Source organism: Bacillus sp. EKM208B, assembly GCF_011800725.1.
GTDB classification, from domain to species: Bacteria; Bacillota; Bacilli; order Bacillales; family Bacillaceae; genus Bacillus; species Bacillus velezensis.
This window is the reverse complement of record NZ_JAANHO010000002.1, coordinates 16,536-34,617: the sequence shown is the minus strand read 5'-3', so window position 1 is coordinate 34,617 and position 18,082 is coordinate 16,536. Positions and strand designations below refer to the sequence as shown.

Annotated in this window: 21 protein-coding genes; 13 read left to right on the top strand and 8 right to left on the bottom strand. The window is 46.3% G+C overall.

Going from position 1 to position 18,082, the window contains the following annotated elements; all coding sequences use genetic code 11:
• The first annotated feature begins 172 nt into the window (after window positions 1–172).
• The 5 genes from artP to G9F75_RS02820 all read left to right on the top strand — a co-directional run bounded on the left by artP (window position 173) and on the right by G9F75_RS02820 (window position 4,006).
• Window positions 173–940 (top strand): arginine ABC transporter substrate-binding protein ArtP, encoded by a 768-nt coding sequence (artP, locus tag G9F75_RS02840; RefSeq protein WP_167408918.1) that lies wholly within the window; start codon window positions 173–175, stop codon window positions 938–940.
• A gap of 61 nt (window positions 941–1,001) precedes the next feature.
• Window positions 1,002–1,661, top strand: coding sequence for an arginine ABC transporter permease ArtQ (artQ, locus tag G9F75_RS02835; protein ID WP_003153227.1), 660 nt, complete (start codon window positions 1,002–1,004; stop codon window positions 1,659–1,661).
• Window positions 1,654–2,376 carry an arginine ABC transporter ATP-binding protein ArtM gene (gene artM, locus G9F75_RS02830; protein ID WP_094296026.1) on the top strand — a complete coding sequence of 241 codons (723 nt, stop codon included), beginning with the start codon at window positions 1,654–1,656 and terminating at the stop codon, window positions 2,374–2,376. Before artQ ends, artM begins: the two co-directional genes overlap by 8 nt.
• A 76-nt stretch (window positions 2,377–2,452) precedes the next feature.
• Window positions 2,453–3,406 (top strand): aromatic acid exporter family protein, encoded by a 954-nt coding sequence (locus tag G9F75_RS02825; protein WP_029326084.1) that lies wholly within the window; start codon window positions 2,453–2,455, stop codon window positions 3,404–3,406.
• Window positions 3,407–3,475: 69 nt separating this feature from the next.
• Complete coding sequence (locus G9F75_RS02820) at window positions 3,476–4,006, top strand: L,D-transpeptidase (RefSeq protein ID WP_017418105.1); 531 nt, start codon at window positions 3,476–3,478, stop codon at window positions 4,004–4,006.
• A gap of 13 nt (window positions 4,007–4,019) precedes the next feature.
• On the opposite strand, the gene prli42 is transcribed toward G9F75_RS02820, so the two are convergent.
• Entirely contained in the window at window positions 4,020–4,115 is a 96-nt protein-coding gene (gene prli42, locus G9F75_RS02815) for a stressosome-associated protein Prli42 (RefSeq protein ID WP_007408390.1), read from the bottom strand.
• Window positions 4,116–4,208: 93 nt separating this feature from the next.
• Here prli42 and mce point away from each other — a divergent pair, with 93 nt between their 5' ends.
• The 3 genes from mce to G9F75_RS02800 are packed head-to-tail and all read left to right on the top strand — an operon-like array spanning window position 4,209 to window position 7,279.
• Complete coding sequence (gene mce, locus G9F75_RS02810) at window positions 4,209–4,637, top strand: methylmalonyl-CoA epimerase (RefSeq protein ID WP_100261891.1); 429 nt, start codon at window positions 4,209–4,211, stop codon at window positions 4,635–4,637.
• Window positions 4,624–6,147 carry an acyl-CoA carboxylase subunit beta gene (locus G9F75_RS02805; RefSeq protein ID WP_370531141.1) on the top strand — a complete coding sequence of 508 codons (1,524 nt, stop codon included), beginning with the start codon at window positions 4,624–4,626 and terminating at the stop codon, window positions 6,145–6,147. Before mce ends, G9F75_RS02805 begins: the two co-directional genes overlap by 14 nt.
• Window positions 6,148–6,163: 16 nt before the next feature.
• A complete protein-coding gene (locus tag G9F75_RS02800) occupies window positions 6,164–7,279 on the top strand; it encodes a tripeptidase T (protein WP_003153237.1) in 1,116 nt (371 codons plus the stop codon).
• A gap of 114 nt (window positions 7,280–7,393) precedes the next feature.
• On the opposite strand, the gene G9F75_RS02795 is transcribed toward G9F75_RS02800, so the two are convergent.
• The gene (locus tag G9F75_RS02795) at window positions 7,394–8,230 is read right to left on the bottom strand and encodes a membrane protein insertase YidC (RefSeq protein WP_022552990.1); all 837 of its coding nucleotides are present in this window, start codon (window positions 8,228–8,230) and stop codon (window positions 7,394–7,396) included.
• 32 nt (window positions 8,231–8,262) lie between these two features.
• Window positions 8,263–8,544, bottom strand: coding sequence for a hypothetical protein (locus G9F75_RS02790; protein WP_003153239.1), 282 nt, complete (start codon window positions 8,542–8,544; stop codon window positions 8,263–8,265).
• Window positions 8,545–8,619: 75 nt separating this feature from the next.
• Between G9F75_RS02790 and G9F75_RS02785 the strand changes: the two genes are divergently transcribed.
• Window positions 8,620–9,864, top strand: coding sequence for a DNA polymerase IV (locus G9F75_RS02785; RefSeq protein WP_029973901.1), 1,245 nt, complete (start codon window positions 8,620–8,622; stop codon window positions 9,862–9,864).
• Between the two features lie 108 nt (window positions 9,865–9,972).
• On the top strand, window positions 9,973–11,382 hold the full coding sequence (gndA, locus tag G9F75_RS02780) for an NADP-dependent phosphogluconate dehydrogenase (RefSeq protein ID WP_003153241.1): 1,410 nt from the start codon (window positions 9,973–9,975) through the stop codon (window positions 11,380–11,382).
• Between the two features lie 89 nt (window positions 11,383–11,471).
• On the opposite strand, the gene zwf is transcribed toward gndA, so the two are convergent.
• Window positions 11,472–12,941 carry a glucose-6-phosphate dehydrogenase gene (gene zwf, locus G9F75_RS02775; protein ID WP_167408917.1) on the bottom strand — a complete coding sequence of 490 codons (1,470 nt, stop codon included), beginning with the start codon at window positions 12,939–12,941 and terminating at the stop codon, window positions 11,472–11,474.
• Window positions 12,942–13,149: 208 nt separating this feature from the next.
• On the opposite strand from zwf, the gene rnz reads away from it, so the two are divergent.
• A complete protein-coding gene (gene rnz, locus G9F75_RS02770) occupies window positions 13,150–14,076 on the top strand; it encodes a ribonuclease Z (protein WP_029973903.1) in 927 nt (308 codons plus the stop codon).
• A gap of 78 nt (window positions 14,077–14,154) precedes the next feature.
• Window positions 14,155–14,304, top strand: coding sequence for a 50S ribosomal protein L33 (gene rpmG, locus G9F75_RS02765; RefSeq protein ID WP_003153246.1), 150 nt, complete (start codon window positions 14,155–14,157; stop codon window positions 14,302–14,304).
• Window positions 14,305–14,353: 49 nt separating this feature from the next.
• Here rpmG and G9F75_RS02760 read toward each other — a convergent pair whose 3' ends face one another.
• From G9F75_RS02760 to G9F75_RS02750, 3 genes are all read right to left on the bottom strand, one after another.
• Window positions 14,354–15,127 (bottom strand): alpha/beta fold hydrolase, encoded by a 774-nt coding sequence (locus tag G9F75_RS02760; protein WP_014418323.1) that lies wholly within the window; start codon window positions 15,125–15,127, stop codon window positions 14,354–14,356.
• 113 nt (window positions 15,128–15,240) lie between these two features.
• Window positions 15,241–16,257, bottom strand: a complete 1,017-nt coding sequence (gene namA, locus G9F75_RS02755; RefSeq protein WP_003153250.1) for an NADPH dehydrogenase NamA — start codon at window positions 16,255–16,257, stop codon at window positions 15,241–15,243.
• A gap of 138 nt (window positions 16,258–16,395) precedes the next feature.
• On the bottom strand, window positions 16,396–16,719 hold the full coding sequence (locus G9F75_RS02750) for a GlpM family protein (RefSeq protein WP_021494284.1): 324 nt from the start codon (window positions 16,717–16,719) through the stop codon (window positions 16,396–16,398).
• Between the two features lie 138 nt (window positions 16,720–16,857).
• Here G9F75_RS02750 and G9F75_RS02745 point away from each other — a divergent pair, with 138 nt between their 5' ends.
• A complete protein-coding gene (locus G9F75_RS02745; protein WP_012117931.1) occupies window positions 16,858–17,736 on the top strand; it encodes a LysR family transcriptional regulator in 879 nt (292 codons plus the stop codon).
• Window positions 17,737–17,811: 75 nt separating this feature from the next.
• Here G9F75_RS02745 and G9F75_RS02740 read toward each other — a convergent pair whose 3' ends face one another.
• On the bottom strand, window positions 17,812–18,066 hold the full coding sequence (locus G9F75_RS02740) for a cupin domain-containing protein (RefSeq protein ID WP_072177854.1): 255 nt from the start codon (window positions 18,064–18,066) through the stop codon (window positions 17,812–17,814).
• Window positions 18,067–18,082 lie beyond the last annotated feature (16 nt).

Genomic DNA, 18,082 nt, shown 5'->3' with positions numbered 1-18,082 from the left:
TACATCGGTGTTCAGCTGTCACTAATCTGAAAAACAATGACTATAATAAACACAGAAAGGAAAATATATTTTTCAAAAATAGTATTGCATCACACTTAAAAAGTGTTTAAAATACAAGTTAACGAATAAATATTCAATTTTAAGAGATCAGTAGATATGGGGGAAATGAATCATGAAGAAATGGCTGTTGGTATTAGCTGCCGCATGTATCACCTTTGCGCTGTCCGCCTGCGGATCAGGCAATTCAGGATCAGAGGGCGGAAAGAACAAGCTGATTATGGGTACATCGGCTGACTATAAACCATTTGAATATAAAGACGGCGATCAGATCACCGGGTTTGACGTTGATCTGGCGAAAGCTCTGGGCAAAAAGACCGGCTATGACATTGAGGTGCAGGACATGGACTTCAACAGCCTGATTACAGCCTTGAAGTCCAAGCAGGTAGATATGATTTTATCTGGAATGACACCTACGCCGGAACGGAAAAAGCAAGTTGATTTTTCTGATATTTATTATACTGCTAACAATATGATTGTTACGAAAAAGGGAAGCAGCATTAAATCCCTGAATGATCTGAAAGGCAAAACCGTCGGTGTGCAGCTCGGCTCCATTCAAGAGGAAAAAGGCAAGAAGCTCGCTTCGAAATACGGTTTTCAGCTCGAAGACCGCAACCGGATCTCAGATTTAACCGAAGAGATCAAATCCGGGCGTTTTGATGCCGCGATTATCGAAGACATCGTAGCACAAGGCTATTTCAGTTCAAATCAAGATCTGCAGGGCTTTGCGTCAGCAGATGCGAAATCAGACGAATCGGGCTCCGCGATTGCGTTCCGCAAAGACAGTGATCTGACAGCGAAGTTTAACAAAGCGCTGAAAGAAATGGAGAAAAACGGAGAAATCGAAAAACTGAAGAAAAAATGGTTCACCAACGAGAAATAAAAGAAAGCTCAACTTTTCGTTGAGCTTTTTATCTTGAATAAAGACAAAGGAGATCACACGTATGAATTTGGATTTCTCAGCGACAATCCCCCAAATTCCTTTTATATTGGAAGGCCTTGCGGTCACATTGAAAATTGTGCTCGTTTCAGCGGTCATCGGTCTTGTATTAGGAATCGTGCTCAGCTTATTTAAAATCAGCACGATCAGTCCGCTGAAATGGATTGCGGATTTTTATACTTCGATATTCCGCGGCACGCCGCTCGTGCTGCAGCTGATGATCATCTATTTCGGCATGCCGCAGCTCCTCGGCTTTCAGATCGATCAATTTTGGGCGGCAGTCACCGCATTATCGCTCAATTCAGCCGCTTACGTCTCTGAAATTATCAGAGCGGGAATCAACGCAATTGACAAAGGACAAAAAGAGGCTGCCGTCGCTCTCGGCGTGCCGTACGGAAAAATGATGAAAGATCTGCTGCTGCCGCAGGCGTTTAAAAACATTTCTCCGGCTATTATTAACGAATTAATCACCTTAACGAAAGAATCGGCGATCGTCACAGTTATCGGTCTCGGCGACATTATGAGACGGGCCTACCAGTCCGGCGCCGCAACATACAACTATTTAGAACCTCTTATTGTGGCGGGCTTAATCTATTACGTGCTCGTTTTGATCTTAGCATTCATCGGAAAAGGCGTAGAAAGGAAGCTGAAAGCCAATGATTAAGGTCGACAACCTGTCAAAATCATTCGGGAAACATGAAGTACTGAAAAACATTTCAACACAGATCGAAGAAGGGGAAGTCGTCGCTGTCATCGGCCCTTCAGGTTCCGGCAAATCAACGTTTCTGCGCTGCTTAAATCTGCTGGAAACCCCGAGCGGCGGAACGATTGCCATTAAAGAAAACGAAATTACCGCAGCTAAAACGAATAAACTGAAAGTGCGGGAAAATATCGGCATGGTATTTCAGCATTTTCATTTGTTTCCTCATAAAACGGTGCTTGAAAATATCACATACGCGCCGGTCAGCGTGAAGAAAGAGTCTAAAAAGGAGGCGGAGGAAAAGGCGTGCGCTCTCCTTGAAAAAGTCGGACTGCTTGACAAACGGAACGACTATCCGAACCGTTTGTCAGGCGGACAGAAGCAGCGGGTCGCCATCGCGCGGGCGCTTGCCATGAATCCTGACATCATGCTGTTTGATGAACCGACCTCGGCTCTTGACCCGGAAATGGTCAAAGAAGTTCTTGAGGTGATGAAAGAGCTTGCGCAGACGGGCATGACAATGGTGATCGTAACGCACGAAATGGGATTTGCCAAAGAAGTCGCAGACCGCGTATTATTTATGGATGAAGGGACGATCGTGGAAGACGGGCACCCGGAAGAATTTTTTCTTTCTCCGAAGTCAAAAAGAGCACAGGACTTTTTAGAAAAAATATTATAAAATATAACTGGAAGAAAAGAAGAAGAATGCTCTTCTTCTTTTTTTTGAGAAAGAAACAAACAGAATGGAGCAAGCAATGTTTAAAATCGGTTACCGCACACTAAAGACCGCACTTGGAACGGCGCTGGCCATTTATTTAGCCCAGCTGTTGCATCTGCAAAACTTCGCATCCGCAGGAATCATCACCATATTGTGCATCCAGATTACGCAAAAGCGGTCGCTTCAGGCCTCGTGGGCCCGATTTGCCGCCTGTTTATTGGCGATCGTCTTCTCATATGTCTTTTTCGGGCTGATCGGCTATTACCCGTTTGCGATCGGAATATTGCTGGTGCTGTTCATTCCGACTACAGTCGTTTTAAAAATAAACGAAGGGATCGTCACCAGCTCAGTAATCATTCTTCATTTATATATGTCCGGCGGCATTACGATGGCGTTTATCTGGAATGAGTTCCAGCTGATCACCGTAGGTATCGGCGTCGCGCTGTTAATGAATCTGTATATGCCGAGCCTCGACAGAAAACTCGCGGCGTACCGGAAAAAAATCGAGGACAACTTTTCCGTCATCTTCGCCGAAATCGAACGGTATTTGTTAACTGGTGAGCAAGATTGGTCGGGGAAGGAAATACCGGAGACGCATCAGATGATTCAAGAGGCGAAAAACCTCGCCTATCGGGACGTGCAGAATCATATTTTGCGCCATGAAAATCTTTACTATCATTATTTTAAGATGAGACAGAAACAATTTGAAATCATTGAACGGCTGCTGCCGAAGATTACCTCTATTTCAATAACGGTGGAGCAAGGCAAAATAATCGCCCATTTCATCCGTGAATTAAGGGAAGCCATTCATCCCGGCAATACCGCTCATAAATTTTTAAAAAGACTTGCAGAAATGAGAACGGAATTTGAAGAAATGCCGCTCCCGGCAACGCGCGAGGAGTTTGAAGCGCGGGCGGCTTTGTTCCACCTCCTCGGTGAGATGGAACAATATCTCGTGATTAAAAGTTATTTCAAAGGCATAAAGCTGTAAAAAACATATGGATCAATCGCATGAGTCCTCCTTTCATTGGTCATTCTAATGAAAAAAGGAGGGGAGCCCATGCGATTTTTTTTATTGTCAGCCGCCCTGCTGCTGTCTCCGCTTTGGCCGCTTGGCGCAAACCCTTTGCCGGGTGACCCTTATATTATCGTCAATAAAGCCACAAATGCGCTTGCTGTTGTGAAGGATAACCGAATAGAAGGCATTTATCAGGTGGCGACGGGAAAAACGGATGATTTGACGCCTGAAGGAGAATTTACGATAACGGTCAAAGCCGTCAATCCGTATTACCGGAAGAAAAATGTAAAGGGAGGCGCGCCGGAAAACCCGCTCGGCGTCCGCTGGATCGGTTTTGACGCGAAAGGCACCGACGGCAGGATATACGGCATTCACGGAACAAACAGAGAAGAGCTGATCGGGGGGTTTGTATCGAACGGCTGCATCCGTATGAAAAACCGGGATGTCATCCGTATTTTCCGGATTATCCCTCCCGGAACGAAAGTATTGATTACAAAAGAAAACCGCTCATTCGAGGACATTGCAATAGAGCGGAAAGCCCTCATAAAAAAGCAGGAAACCCCCTTGCAATGAGGCGCCTGCTTTTTTACCGCAAATACATCATAATGCCTGAGAGGAGGGTTGAAAGTATAAATACGCCCAAAATGACGATGACGGCGCTTTTCATAAATTTTTGAGACATTGTTTCACTCCTTAAGATTACTGTCTATCATTTTAACGTGTTTTGCTTGTATGAACAAGCCATATCCTATGGCGGAAAGCAGGTGGCCGCGCTATGAAAAAACTTGATCATGTCGGCATTGCCGTCAGCTCTATTGATGCCGCGAGAGGATTTTACGAACGGATGCTCGGGTTTACGTATATGGGAGACGAGCTGGTAAGCGGCCAAAATGTGAGAGTTGCTTTTTTAGAAGCGGGAGGCACAAAGCTTGAGCTGATTGAGCCGCTGTCGGACGCGTCTCCCGTCAGCTTTTTTTTACAGAAAAGAGGCGAAGGACTGCATCATTTGGCATTCCGCTGCGCCGATATGAAGGAAACGATCAAGGAGCTTGAATCATGCCGCATGACTTTGATCCATCATGAACCGCAAAACGGCGCGGGCGGGAAGAAGATCGCATTTCTCTCTCCAAAAGAGGCGAACGGGGTCCTGATTGAGCTTTGTGAAACAATTGAAAAAGGAGAAACTCAAGATGAGCATGAGTGATCATATCAGACACTTAAACGAAAGACGTTCCTTTTTAACAAACGGCGGCGGAGCGGAAAAAAATGAAAAACAGCACAAAAAAGGCAAGCTGACGGCAAGAGAAAGAATTGACTATTTATTGGACGAAGACAGTTTTTCAGAGCTGCAGACGTTTGCCAAGAGCCGCATGCCCGGGTGCCGGAATGCTCCGGGAGACGGAGTCGTTACCGGATACGGCACAATTGACGGACGGCCCGTGTATTTGTTTGCCCATGACTTTACCGTACTCGGCGGGACGCTCGGCGAGACACATGCGGAAAAAATCGCGGCGGTGATGGATCTGGCGGCGAAAAACAAAACCCCGATCATCGGGCTGAACGACTCAGGTGGTGCGAGAATTCAAGAGGGTGTGGTATCATTAAATGGATACGGTCATATCTTTAGGCGCAACGTCCTTTACTCGGGAGTGATTCCGCAAATTTCTGTCATCCTTGGGCCGTGTGCCGGCGGTGCTGTTTATTCACCCGCATTGACGGATTTTGTGATTATGGCGGAACATACGTCGCACATGTTTATTACAGGCCCGAAAGTCATTGAACAGGTTACGGGTGAACAGATTGACGCGGAAAGTTTAGGCGGTGCGGGAATACATAATGTGATAAGCGGAAGTGCCCACTATTCCGCACGAACGGAAAAAGAGGCTCTTTCCGCTGTGAAAACCCTGCTTTCTTATCTCCCGCACGGCGGACAGACGGCATTGCCCGTTAAAAAGGAAGACGCCAGACCGTTATTAAATACCCTCGTTCCCGCGGACAGTTCGAAACCTTACGATGTGTTACAGGTAATAAAAGAGCTGGCGGATGACGGAACGTTTTTTGACATTCAGCCGTATTTTGCCAAAAACATTGTTGTCGGTTTTCTGAAACTCGGACGGCGTACAGTCGGTGTTGTCGCAAACCAGCCGAAACACTTGGCGGGGAGCCTCACGATTGATGCCGCTGACAAAGCGTCGAGATTCATCCGTTTTTGCGACGCGTTTCATATTCCGTTATTGACAATCGCTGATGTTCCGGGATTTCTCCCGGGCTTTCAGCAGGAACATGCGGGAATCATCCGTCACGGAGCAAAATTGCTGTATGCTTTTGCCGAAGCGACGGTGCCGAAAGTGACGCTCATCATCAGAAAAGCTTACGGAGGCGCCTATGTCGCCATGAATTCGAAAGGGCTCGGGGCAGATCTTGTATTCGCCTGGCCCAATGCGGAAATCGCCGTGATGGGAGCGGAAGGCGCGGCGTCGATTTTATACAGCAGAGACATACAGGCTTCTGACGACCCGGAGAAAACGAAGCGCGAAAAAAAAGCCATATACGAAAAGGAAAACGCCGGTCCGTATAAAGCGGCGGCCTGCGGAATGGTGGATGATATCATCCGGCCGGAAGACTCGAGGAAAAAATTGATTCAGGCATTTGACATGCTTGCGCATAAGGAAGAGGAAAGACCGAAAAAAAAGCACGGTAATATACCGCTTTAAACGGAGGGAACTGAAAATGGTAAACGAAAAACGTCTGCTTGAAGAATTTCTTGAACTCGTTCAAATTGATTCAGAGACAAAACATGAAGCGGAAATCAGCAAGGTGCTCAAACAAAAATTCACTGATTTAGGGTTGAGCGTAAAAGAAGATGATACAAAAGAAGTGACGGGGCATGGAGCCGGCAACTTAATCTGTACGTTAAAGGGCACAAAAGATGCGGATACGATTTATTTCACATCGCACATGGACACGGTTGTCCCGGGCAAAGGCGTTAAGCCGATTGTGGAAGACGGCTATGTAAAATCCGACGGCACGACGATTCTCGGCGCTGATGATAAGACGGGACTTGCCGCAATGTTTGAAGCCATTAAAGTGCTGAAAGAACAAAACATCGAGCACGGCACCATTGAATTCATTATCACGGCCGGAGAAGAATCGGGATTAGTCGGGGCAAAAGCAATGGATCGTTCAGACATTACCGCGAAATACGGTTTTGCGCTTGATTCAGACGGAAAAGTCGGCAACATTATTGTAGCCGCGCCGACACAAGCGAAAGTGAGAGCAACCATTTTCGGGAAAACGGCTCATGCGGGAGTAGAACCGGAAAAAGGCATCTCCGCGATTACAATCGCGTCAAAAGCGATCTCTAAAATGCCGCTCGGCCGTATTGATAAAGAAACAACGGCTAATATCGGACGTTTCGAAGGCGGCACGCAAACCAATATCGTCTGCGACCAGGTTGATATTCTGGCTGAAGCGCGTTCATTAGTGCCTGAAAAAATGGAAGCGCAAGTGCAGAAAATGAAAGAAGCTTTCGAATCTGCTGCAGCTGAGATGGGAGGCCGCGCGGAAGTGGACATCGCGGTCATGTATCCGGGTTTCAAATATCAGGACGGCGATCAGGTTGTGGAAGTCGCGAAAAAAGCGGCGGCAAAAATCGGCCGGCCGAGCGAACTTCAGACAAGCGGCGGCGGAAGTGACGCAAACGTCATTGCCGGCCACGGCATTCCGACAGTCAACCTGTCAGTAGGCTATGAACAAATCCATACGAAAAATGAAAAAATGCCGATTGAAGAGCTCGTCAAAACGGCGGAAATGGTCGTTGCCATTATCGAAACAGCGGCCAACTAAAAACGAAGCACCCAGTTGATTGGGTGCTTTTTTCATTCTTCATAATAATTGGCTTAAAGCTTTGCAGATACAAGAAAAAAACCCTGCCGGATAGGTTCCGGCAGGGTTTCAGTATTATGATTTGGCGGGCTCCGCCTGAGCCGCAGCTTGTTTCTTTTTATGATGCGTCTGCTGTAAAAGTACATTCTGCACTGTCAAAAACAGTCCGCTTGTAAACCAGTAAAGCGGCAGCGCAGCCGGTACGTTAAGTGAAAAAATGGTCATCATGACAGGGAAAATAAAGACCATGATTTTTGCTGACTGCATCGTGGCCGGATTTTGAGCAGCCGGTGAATATTTCTCGTTTAATTTTTGGGAAATATAAGCCTGTAAGAAATACATGGCCCCCGCGCACAGTGATACAAGAATATCTGAATGCCCTAAGCTGAACCACAGAAATGAGTGTGAAGCGATTTCCGGCGTTGAGCGGATGGCGTAATAAAAACCGATCAAAATCGGGAATTGCACCAGCATCGGAAGACATCCCATTGCCATCGGATTCAGATTGTGCTCACGGTAAAGCTTCATCATTTCCATTTGCAGTTCTTTTTGTTTTTCCGCATCTTTCGTTTGTTTCATTTTAGCCTGAATGCTGTCGACCTGCGGTTTGATCACAGCCATTTTTTCCTGGAACACCCGCTGTTTCTTAAATTGGTTCACAAACAAAGGCAATACAACGATCCGGACGATAATCGTCACCAGAATAATCGACAGTCCGTACTCACCGTGGAACAGGCCCGCCACACCTTTTAAAAGTGCCGAAAACGGCTCGATCAGGTAATCGTGGAAAAAACCGATATTCCCGAGGCCTCCCGTCTGAGTCTGAGATGTCGCCGCAAAAGCCGAGCGGCCTGTGCACAGTACGATAAAAAATAATCCGAATGCGATCCATTTTTGATATGTTTTAGACAATTATGTTTCCTCCTTTTTATCTTCACTTGCCGTTATAAAAGGAGGAAGCTGACATCTTCATCATCATTCGCCGGTGAATTCATGCGGATGACTTTACGTATCCAAGTTGTAATGCGATGATATATAATAATAAGAAAGTCTGTTCGGTTCAGCTGAACGACTGCTTGATGTTCATCTATTCGTTTCGTTCTCCAATGCTCGCCTGCGCGGCGCTCACGCAAAAGAAAAGCGATGCCGATCGCGGTCAGAGCGGGAAGAATAATTGTGAAAAAATCGACTAAAAATAAAAAGTCATTCATTGACTCAAGAATCATTTTATCACATCCATTCAGCTCTTATTTTACTACATATATATAAGGTTGTCTATGAAAGGAAAGGAGGCGCCGGGAGTGGCCGGAAAAGGGAGAATTATATTTCATATCGATATGAACAGTTTTTATGCCTCCGTAGAAATGGCGTATGATCCGTCTTTAAGAGGAAAACCTATCGCCGTTGCCGGAAACGTGAAGGAACGGAAAGGGATCATCGTCACCTGCAGCTACGAAGCGAGAGCGCGGGGCGTAAAGACCACCATGCCGGTGTGGCGGGCAAAACGCCTCTGTCCGGAACTCATCGTCGTGCCTCCGAATTTTGACCGCTACCGGAGTTCGTCAAAAGAAATGTTCAGCATTCTGAGGGAGTATACGGATTTAGTCGAGCCTGTTTCTATTGATGAAGGATACATGGATATTACGGACACACCGCACAGACACAGGGCGTATGAGACAGCCGAAGACATTCAGGCGAGACTGCAAAAAGAGCTTTTGCTTCCGTCAAGCATCGGCATCGCCCCGAATAAATTTCTCGCCAAAATGGCGTCTGACATGAAAAAACCGCTCGGCATCACCATTTTAAGAAAAAGAGAGCTGCCGGACGTCTTATGGCCTCTTCCGATTGAAGAGATGCACGGTATAGGAACGAAAACTGCGGAAAAAATAAAAACGCTCGGCATCAAAACGATCGGTGATTTGGCAAAAGGAGATGAACATGCGCTGAAAACGCTTCTCGGCATAAACGGCCCGAGGCTGAAGGATAAAGCGAACGGCATCCATCCTGCAGAAGTCAATCCCGAGCGGATTTATGAATTTAAAAGCGTCGGCAACTCATCCACCCTGTCGCATGATTCGGCTGACTGGGATGAATTAACGGGCGTGTTTGACCGGCTCGCGCTGTCTGTGAGCGAACGGCTCCAGCGTAAGGAGGTCATGGCCTGCCGGCTGTTCATCATGATTCGGTATGCGGATTGGAAAACGGTCACAAGAAGCATGACCCTCAGCAATCCGGCTGATCAGAAAAAAGACATCATGGAAGCGGCGATGGAACTGTTTGACAAGCACTGGAACCAAAATCCGGTAAGGCTTCTCGGCATCACCGGGACGGAACTGGTTGAAAAACAGCAGGCGTATAAACAGCTTGATCTGTTTTCATTCAAGGAGGACGCAAAGGATGAGCCGATTTTTCAGATGATGAACGAGCTGAATGAAAAGTACGGCCAAAACCTGATCAGAAAAGGCGCCGTTATAAAAAAAGAAGAAAGCAAAACAAGGGGAACGAGCTTTAACAGAGACTTTTTTCAGGATGAAAAGAAAAGGTGAATAACTTGAAAAAAGGGGTTATGTATGATAATTTCTTTAGTATAAATATCATTTTATTTTAATTTAAATTTTAAAATGGTTAAACGTTTGAAGAAGGGACGTTAGAATATGTCAAAACAACAAATCGGAGTTATCGGTCTTGCGGTAATGGGTAAAAATCTGGCTCTTAACATCGAAAGCCGGGGATTTTCTGTGTCTGTATACAACAGATCAAGCAGCAAAACGGAAGAGTTTTTAGAAGAGGCAAAAGGCAAAAATGTTGTCGGTACATACAGCATTGAGGAGTTTGTCCAGTCTCTTGAAACACCCCGTAAAATTTTATTAATGGTTAAAGCGGGAACTGCAACGGATGCGACGATTCAATCTCTTCTTCCTCATCTGGAAAAAGACGATATTTTGATTGACGGCGGAAATACATACTATAAAGATACGCAGCGCCGGAACAAAGAGCTTGCCGAAAGCGGCATTCACTTTATCGGAACGGGTGTATCAGGCGGTGAAGAGGGAGCGCTGAAAGGGCCTTCTATTATGCCGGGCGGCCAAAAGGAAGCGCACGAACTCGTGAAACCGATTCTAGAAGCCATTTCTGCTAAAGTGGACGGAGAAGCTTGTACGACATACATCGGCCCGGACGGAGCGGGGCACTATGTAAAAATGGTGCACAACGGTATCGAATACGGTGACATGCAACTGATCTCTGAGTCATATTTCATTCTGAAACAGGTGCTCGGATTGTCTGCCGAAGAGCTTCACGAAGTATTCGCTGAGTGGAACAAAGGAGAGCTTGACAGCTATCTGATCGAAATCACGGCTGACATTTTCACTAAAAAAGATGAAGAAACGGGCAAACCGCTTGTTGACGTCATCCTTGATAAAGCAGGCCAAAAAGGAACGGGTAAATGGACAAGCCAAAGTGCTCTTGACTTAGGCGTTCCGCTTCCGATTATCACTGAATCTGTTTTTGCGCGTTTCATTTCCGCAATGAAAGAAGAGCGTGTGAAAGCAAGCGGCCTTCTGTCCGGACCGGACGTTAAGCCGGTCACTGAAAATAAAGAAGAGCTGATTGAAGCGGTCAGAAAAGCGCTCTTCATGAGTAAAATCTGTTCTTACGCACAAGGCTTCGCCCAAATGAAAGCCGCGTCTGAAGAATATAACTGGGATCTGAAATACGGTGAAATTGCAATGATCTTCCGCGGCGGCTGTATCATCCGCGCGGCGTTCCTGCAAAAGATCAAAGACGCATATGACCGTGAACCGGAGCTTGACAACCTGCTGTTAGACAGCTACTTCAAAAACATTGCAGAAAGCTACCAAGGCGCCCTTCGCCAAGTGATTTCACTTGCCGTAGCCCAAGGCGTGCCGGTACCTTCGTTCTCAAGCGCACTTGCGTATTACGACAGCTACCGTACGGCAGTGCTTCCTGCAAACTTGATTCAAGCGCAGCGTGATTACTTCGGCGCGCATACGTATGAACGCACAGATAAAGAAGGCATTTTCCATACTGAATGGATGAAGTAATGAAGAAGCCCCCGCAGTTATTGCGGGGGCTTTTCTGATATTAAAAACCGCGGGCCGTCATGAACGGCGCCGCGGTTTTTGATGTTTTCTTATATATTCCACCAGTGGAGACCGTCTTTTTCAAGAAGATCGTCCGAAGCTTTCGGTCCCATTGACCCGGCTTCATAATTCGGAGAAAGGGTTTTGTCGGCTGCCCAGGTTTCGGAAATCGCATCGACGAAATTCCATGAAAGCGCCACTTCGTCCCAATGGGCAAAGTTTGTCGCATCACCGAGCAGACAGTCATGGATTAATTTTTCATAAGCTTCCGGTGTGTTCATTTCATCACTGCAGTTGCTGCAGTAATCCAGCTTAATCGGTTGAGCATGAGCGGCTCCGCCTAATTTTTTAGCGTTCAGATATAGTGTGATGCCTTCATCCGGCTGAATATGGATGACAAGCAGGTTCGGATTTACATTCGTTGCATTGCCGTAATAAAGGTTCATCGGAATGTCTTTAAATTGAACGACGATTTTCGTTGATTTTTCTTTCATCCGTTTCCCTGTGCGGATATAAAACGGAACGCCGGCCCAGCGGAAGTTATCGATTAACAGCTTTCCGGACACGAATGTTTCCGTATTGGAATCCGGTGCTACATTTTGTTCATCTGTATAGCTCGGTACAGCGTTTCCGTCAATCGTTCCCGCTTGGTATTGTCCGCGGACGAAGAAGTCACTCACTTCGTTTGGAGCGACAGGGCGGAGAGCTCTCAGCACCTTCACTTTTTCGCTGCGGATTTCTTCCGTGTTCAGTTTAATCGGCGGTTCCATCGCCAAGAGAGCGACCATTTGTAAAATATGGTTTTGAACCATATCACGGAGTGCGCCTGATTTTTCGTAATATCTCGCGCGATCCTCAACGCCGAGATCCTCACTTGACGTAATCTGGATGTTTGAGATGTAGCGGTTATTCCACAGCGGCTCAAACAGCGCATTCGCAAACCGGATGACTTCGATATTTTGAACCATTTGTTTGCCTAAGTAATGGTCGATCCGGTAAATTTGATCTTCCGTGAAAGCTTCGCGTATTTCTTTGTTAAGCTCTTTCGCACTCGGCAGGTCATGGCCGAACGGTTTTTCAATGACGAGACGGGACCAGCCATTTGTCGCTGTGACGCCTTCGTTTTTAAGTGATTTTGCGATAGTGCCGAAAAACTCAGGAGCCATCGCCAAGTAAAACATTCTGTTGTTCGGGATTTCATATGTATGTTCAAGCTGATCAAGCAGGACATTCAGCTCCTGATAGGAACCCGGATTCGTTACATCAAACGGATGGTAATAAAAATGAGATGTGAAATCGTCTATGTCTTTTTGCCCGGCAGAAGAAACAGACGTTTTAACGGTTTCCCGGAGGTCCTCGTTTGACCAAGGTCTTCTTCCAACACCTACAACTGCAAACTCTTCACCAATTTGACCATTTTTATATAAACGGTGAATGGATGGGTAAAGTTTTCGTTTTGCCAAATCCCCTGTGGCACCAAATATTACAATTACTGCTTTTGGTTTGTCGTTTGTTTTCACTTAGAGTACCTCACTTTATCTGAAGCATGGTTTAAAACCCCGCATATTTCCTTCATTTTAAATCTAAAATTCGTTGAAAGCAAACATTTCAGCCTGTTTTTTGCGGTTTACGGAAAAAAATTAATCAGGCCGGAGAAGGCCCGGGTGAATTCACATTTTCAGCCTGATCCTGTATCCTTAGTAGTACAAAGATCTAGGAGGAAGCATTGTGGAATTATTATTTTTAGGGACGGGGGCCGGCATGCCGGCAAAGACGAGAAACGTAACGTCCGTCGCGCTGAAGCTTCTTGAAGAAAGGCGTTCCGTATGGCTGTTTGATTGCGGAGAAGCCACTCAGCATCAGATATTACATACAACAATCAAACCGAGGAAAATTGAGAAGATTTTCATCACCCACCTTCACGGCGACCATGTTTACGGTCTTCCGGGTCTGTTGGGGAGCCGTTCATTTCAGGGCGGTGAAGAAGAGCTGACGATTTACGGGCCAAAAGGCATTAAAGCCTTTATCGAAACAAGCCTGAACGTGACGGCGACTCATCTGACGTATTCTCTTACCGTACATGAAATCGAAGAGGGGACGGTTTTTGAAGATGAGCAATTCATTGTTACCGCAGTATCCGTCATTCACGGCGTGGAAGCGTTCGGCTACCGGGTTCAGGAAAAGGATATTCCCGGCGCATTGCAGGCCGGCAGATTAAAAGAAATGAATATCCCGCCCGGACCCGTCTATCAGAAAATCAAAAAAGGCGAAACGGTCACACTTGACGATGGCAGAATCATTAACGGGCGGGATTTTTTGGAACCGCCGAAAAAAGGGAGAATCGTCGCTTTTTCCGGGGATACGAGGGCATCAGAGCGGGTAACGGAGCTGGCGCGCAATGCGGATGTGCTTGTTCATGAAGCGACGTTTGCCAAGGAAGATGCAAAGCTCGCACATAATTATTATCACGCAACGACAGAACAGGCTGCGCAAACGGCAAAAAAAGCAGGCGCCAAACAGCTGATTTTAACTCATATCAGCGCAAGGTATCAGGGTGAATCGCCGATAGAGCGTCTCGAACATGAGGCGAAAGCGGTATTTGAAAACAGTAAGATCGCATTTGACTTCATGGAGGTCACTGTGGAGCGGTCTTAAAAAATGGACGCTTGACATTTTTTTCTGATGAGATATAATAAAACGAAATAATTACGATTTGTATAAGGGGTGAAAATGATGCGTGTGAATGTTACATTGGCCTGTACAGAGACAGGGGACAGAAATTATATTACGACGAAGAACAAACGGACGAATCCGGACCGGTTAGAAATGAAAAAGTATTCACCCCGGTTGAAAAAGTATACGTTGCATCGTGAGACAAAATAGATCACGATAACAAAAGCCATTGTGCCGCTGCACAATGGCTTTTGTTTAATCAGTTTACCGCCTGATAGGCAGGAGCATTCATTTGCTGGCGCACCGCGCACCAAACATCATAAATGGCAAGGTGGACGATGTGCGGTTCATCGTGGTGAATGGCATGAGAACTGTTTTTGGCCTGAATCCATCCGCTTTGATAAGAGACATCAAGCATGCTTCTGTGCAGTTTCACCCATTGTTCATGAGCGTGCTTTAAGTGCTCATCCCGCTCTCCCGATGATAAAATCAACAGCGGCATATCGCCGAAATGAATCTGCTGATGCTTGATCTGACGAAGGCTCGTCAAAAATTCCGCGTGTGATCCTTCCAATATGAACTGTTTCAAATAGGCGGCTTTCATTTCTTCGGGAAGAAGCGGAAGCACTTTCGTCTCCTGATCCTCAGAAACCGGATCAAGCATCACCATCCCGAGAATATCCCGGCGGTTCCGGCTCGCCCAGAGTCTGCTGATAATCGCGCCGTATGAATGCGAGACGACAAGATAAGGAGGCTTGACGCCGGCCTTCAGAAGAAGAGCGTTTAATTCCTGTACCATGTGGTCCGCCGTTCTCTTGTTTCGGCTTTGTCCGCTTTTGCCGATTCCGGCTCTGTCATATGTGAAAACCCCAAATTCTTCATCTATGTCAGCGAGTAATGATGTCCATGTTTCAGAAGAAGTGCCGTAGCCGGCTTCAAAGACGATCGTCACTTCGCCGGCGCCTTTACGGTGTTTCGTATAAAACGGACACCCGTCAATCAGATATGTCCTTTCCATCCATGCTGCTTTCATTGGAGTCATCCCCTCTAATTGGTTCTATAGGGAAGACGGAGAAGCTTCGGCAATCGTTTCTCAAAAAATAAAAAAAGAGACAGCCGGATCGAAAAACTCCGGCTGTCACTTCATCACCATGCTCTGTCGTATTGAACCGGTGACGGTATTTCAGTATTCAGCTGCTTCGCTGCACTCCTTGCAAAATGCGGATCGCGCAGAAGTTCTCTCGCGACAAAAATAAGGTCAGCGCGGTTGTTTTGCAGAATTTCTTCCGCCATTGTTCCCGTCGTTATCAAACCGACGGCGCCTGTTGCGATTTCGGCCTGTTCACGGATTTTCTCCGCAAAGCTCACTTGGTAGCCTGGGAAGACGTTAATATCAGCTTGAACGAGTGCGCCTGAGCTGCAATCAATGAGGTCGACTCCCTGTTCTTTCATCCACTTCGCAAAACCGATATGATCCGCAATGTCCAGCCCTTTGTCTGTATAATCCGATGCAGAAATACGGACAAATAACGGGCCGTCCCAGACTTCCTTGACGGCTTCAATGGTCTCGCCTAAGAAGCGGTAGCGATTTTCATGTGAGCCTCCGTATTCGTCTGTACGGTGATTGGACAGAGGGGACAAAAATTCGTGCATTAAGTAGCCGTGTGCCGCATGAAGTTCAATAATGTCAAAGCCCGCTTCTTTCGCGCGCGCCGCTGCCTGTTTGAATTCCTGAATGGTTTCTTTAATTTGTTCTGTCGTCATTTCAGCCGGTGTTTTGGACTGCTCATCGAACGGAATGGCTGACGGAGCGTAAATGTCTCCCTCAAGCTCAGCTTTACGTCCGGCGTGTGCAAGCTGAATGCCGATTTTAGATCCCTGCGCTTTCACTTGTTCCGTCAGTTTGGCAAAACCTTCGATATGATCATCGCTCCAAATGCCCAAATCCTGATCGGAAATGCGCCCCTGCGGATTAACGGCTGTCGCTTCCACGATAATCAGGCCGACCTGTCCGATTGCACGCGATATGTAGTGCGCCATATGAAAAGGCTGCAGTTTTCCGTCCTTCTCATGTGAGGAATACATGCACATCGGTGCCATAACAATACGGTTTTTGATCGTTACATCTTTAACGGTCCATGGTGTGAATAATTTTCTGGCCATTTATTTCGCCTCCCGGAATGTTTTAGACATTGATTATAACAATTCATGATCATTCAGTCATATAAACTGCTCACGACTGAGTGCATTGTTATTATTGTTCTGGAAGTGCATTTTTTTATACACATCGGTGCCGTATCTTCATAACAGGCATTTACAGCCGATCATATAGCAAATATAGATGAGAAACGCACCGATGACTGCGTGGCCTCCTTTGAACCAGTTTGTCAGAATGAAAATACTGCTGATGAAGATCACCGCGCCGAAGGCACCGAATATTCCGTTTTTTTGAGCGGCTCTGAAATCGTCGGGGCTCATATTTTTCAGCTGCAAGTGAATATTCAGTAACGTCATGATCGGAAGCAATGTAATAACGCCTGATAAAAATAAGTATTTCGATTTGCTTAAATACGCGGCGGCCGCCATAACAGTGCCGCCGATAAAAAATTGAATGAGAAAACTCATGCTGAAACGCTCACCTTCTGTTTGTTATCAAGTATAATGATGGAGACATTGCCATTTTATTTTTGAGTGATGTATAAGTAAACTAAATATAACTAATGCATTGGATAATAAAGAATGATATCTGGGAGATGAAGCCGGTTGGATTTAAAGAAGCATTTAGCCTTTATTAAAACGGTTGAAAGCGGCAGCCTGACCCAAGCCGCTGCCATATTGAATTACACACAGCCGAACATCAGCCAAATGATCAGTAAATTAGAGGAAGAGTACGGTTTTCCGCTTTTGATCAGACAGCGGCATGGAGTGAGGCCGACCGCAAATGGCTTGAAAGTGTTACATATTATGAAGGAAATTCAAAAAAACTATGAAAAACTGTCTGAAACCGTTGATAATATTAATGGGTTAGAAAGAGGGGAAGTCCGGCTCGGCACTGTTACGAGCGTGGCGGTAAAATGGCTGCCGAAAATTTTGAGGGAATTTAATGAGCTGTATCCTTCCATTAAGGTGCATTTGTTTGAAGGAAATTCTACTGAACTGGAAGAATGGCTGAAAGATGACCGGATTGATGCGGCGATCGGGACATCCCACAGCGAGAAGTGGCATTTTTACCCGTTGGCAGAGGACCCGATTGTAGCGGTGATGAGCCCGCAGCATGAATTGGCGCAATGTGAAACGGTTCCGTTACATGTCATGGAGTCCGTCAAATGTATCGTGCCTTATCCGGAGACACATTTTGATGTGCTGAAAGTGCTGAAGGAAGAAAAGATCACGCCGCGGGTCGCCTATCAAATCAGAGGGGATGAAGCGATTATTGCAATGGTGCGGAACAATCTGGGGATCAGCATATTGCCGCAGCTTTTGGTGAATGATTGTGATGTGCTCATCAAACGGTTCGACCGGTATGTCTCCAGGCAGCTCGGCATTTTGACAGCTCATGCAAAGGAGACGCAGACACCTTCTGTCCAGAAACTGATTCAATGTATACAAGAATGGGTTGCGGTCCATCAGGCTTCTGTCTGAAGAAGCCTGATATGCGTTTAAGCCGGTTCAGCATAATAGACCAGCATAAAATATGTCACCGGTTCATCCGAGGAATTAAAATAACTGCGGCGTCGCTCCGGCAAACTGAAGGGCATCGCCCGAAGTCAGCACATGCTTTTCGTCATAAAGCTCAACCGTCAATTCACCGCTTTTGATTAAAATGTATTCTTCCCCTAAATGTGATGTTGCCTCATGGGCGCAGCCCGGCTTCAGGTCAACTATGCCTTGAAAACAAAAAGTCTGACCGTGACGGTGGTGAGCGGGATTATTTTGGTGTCGGGCTTTCGTTTGTTTATATAAAAAGGGCATCAACGGCACATGCTGT

Coding starts and splice junctions, on each gene's coding strand:
- artM (WP_094296026.1), top strand. CDS start 1,654: ATGATTAAGGTCGACAACCTGTCAAAATCATTCGGGAAACATGAAGTA.
- G9F75_RS02800 (WP_003153237.1), top strand. CDS start 6,164: ATGGTAAACGAAAAACGTCTGCTTGAAGAATTTCTTGAACTCGTTCAA.
- rpmG (WP_003153246.1), top strand. CDS start 14,155: ATGCGTGTGAATGTTACATTGGCCTGTACAGAGACAGGGGACAGAAAT.
- G9F75_RS02760 (WP_014418323.1), bottom strand. CDS start 15,127: ATGAAAGCAGCATGGATGGAAAGGACATATCTGATTGACGGGTGTCCG.
- mce (WP_100261891.1), top strand. CDS start 4,209: ATGAAAAAACTTGATCATGTCGGCATTGCCGTCAGCTCTATTGATGCC.
- G9F75_RS02820 (WP_017418105.1), top strand. CDS start 3,476: ATGCGATTTTTTTTATTGTCAGCCGCCCTGCTGCTGTCTCCGCTTTGG.
- artQ (WP_003153227.1), top strand. CDS start 1,002: ATGAATTTGGATTTCTCAGCGACAATCCCCCAAATTCCTTTTATATTG.
- G9F75_RS02825 (WP_029326084.1), top strand. CDS start 2,453: ATGTTTAAAATCGGTTACCGCACACTAAAGACCGCACTTGGAACGGCG.
- G9F75_RS02750 (WP_021494284.1), bottom strand. CDS start 16,719: ATGAGTTTTCTCATTCAATTTTTTATCGGCGGCACTGTTATGGCGGCC.
- artP (WP_167408918.1), top strand. CDS start 173: ATGAAGAAATGGCTGTTGGTATTAGCTGCCGCATGTATCACCTTTGCG.
- gndA (WP_003153241.1), top strand. CDS start 9,973: ATGTCAAAACAACAAATCGGAGTTATCGGTCTTGCGGTAATGGGTAAA.
- G9F75_RS02790 (WP_003153239.1), bottom strand. CDS start 8,544: ATGATTCTTGAGTCAATGAATGACTTTTTATTTTTAGTCGATTTTTTC.
- prli42 (WP_007408390.1), bottom strand. CDS start 4,115: ATGTCTCAAAAATTTATGAAAAGCGCCGTCATCGTCATTTTGGGCGTA.
- G9F75_RS02740 (WP_072177854.1), bottom strand. CDS start 18,066: ATGCCCTTTTTATATAAACAAACGAAAGCCCGACACCAAAATAATCCC.
- namA (WP_003153250.1), bottom strand. CDS start 16,257: ATGGCCAGAAAATTATTCACACCATGGACCGTTAAAGATGTAACGATC.
- G9F75_RS02805 (WP_370531141.1), top strand. CDS start 4,624: ATGAGCATGAGTGATCATATCAGACACTTAAACGAAAGACGTTCCTTT.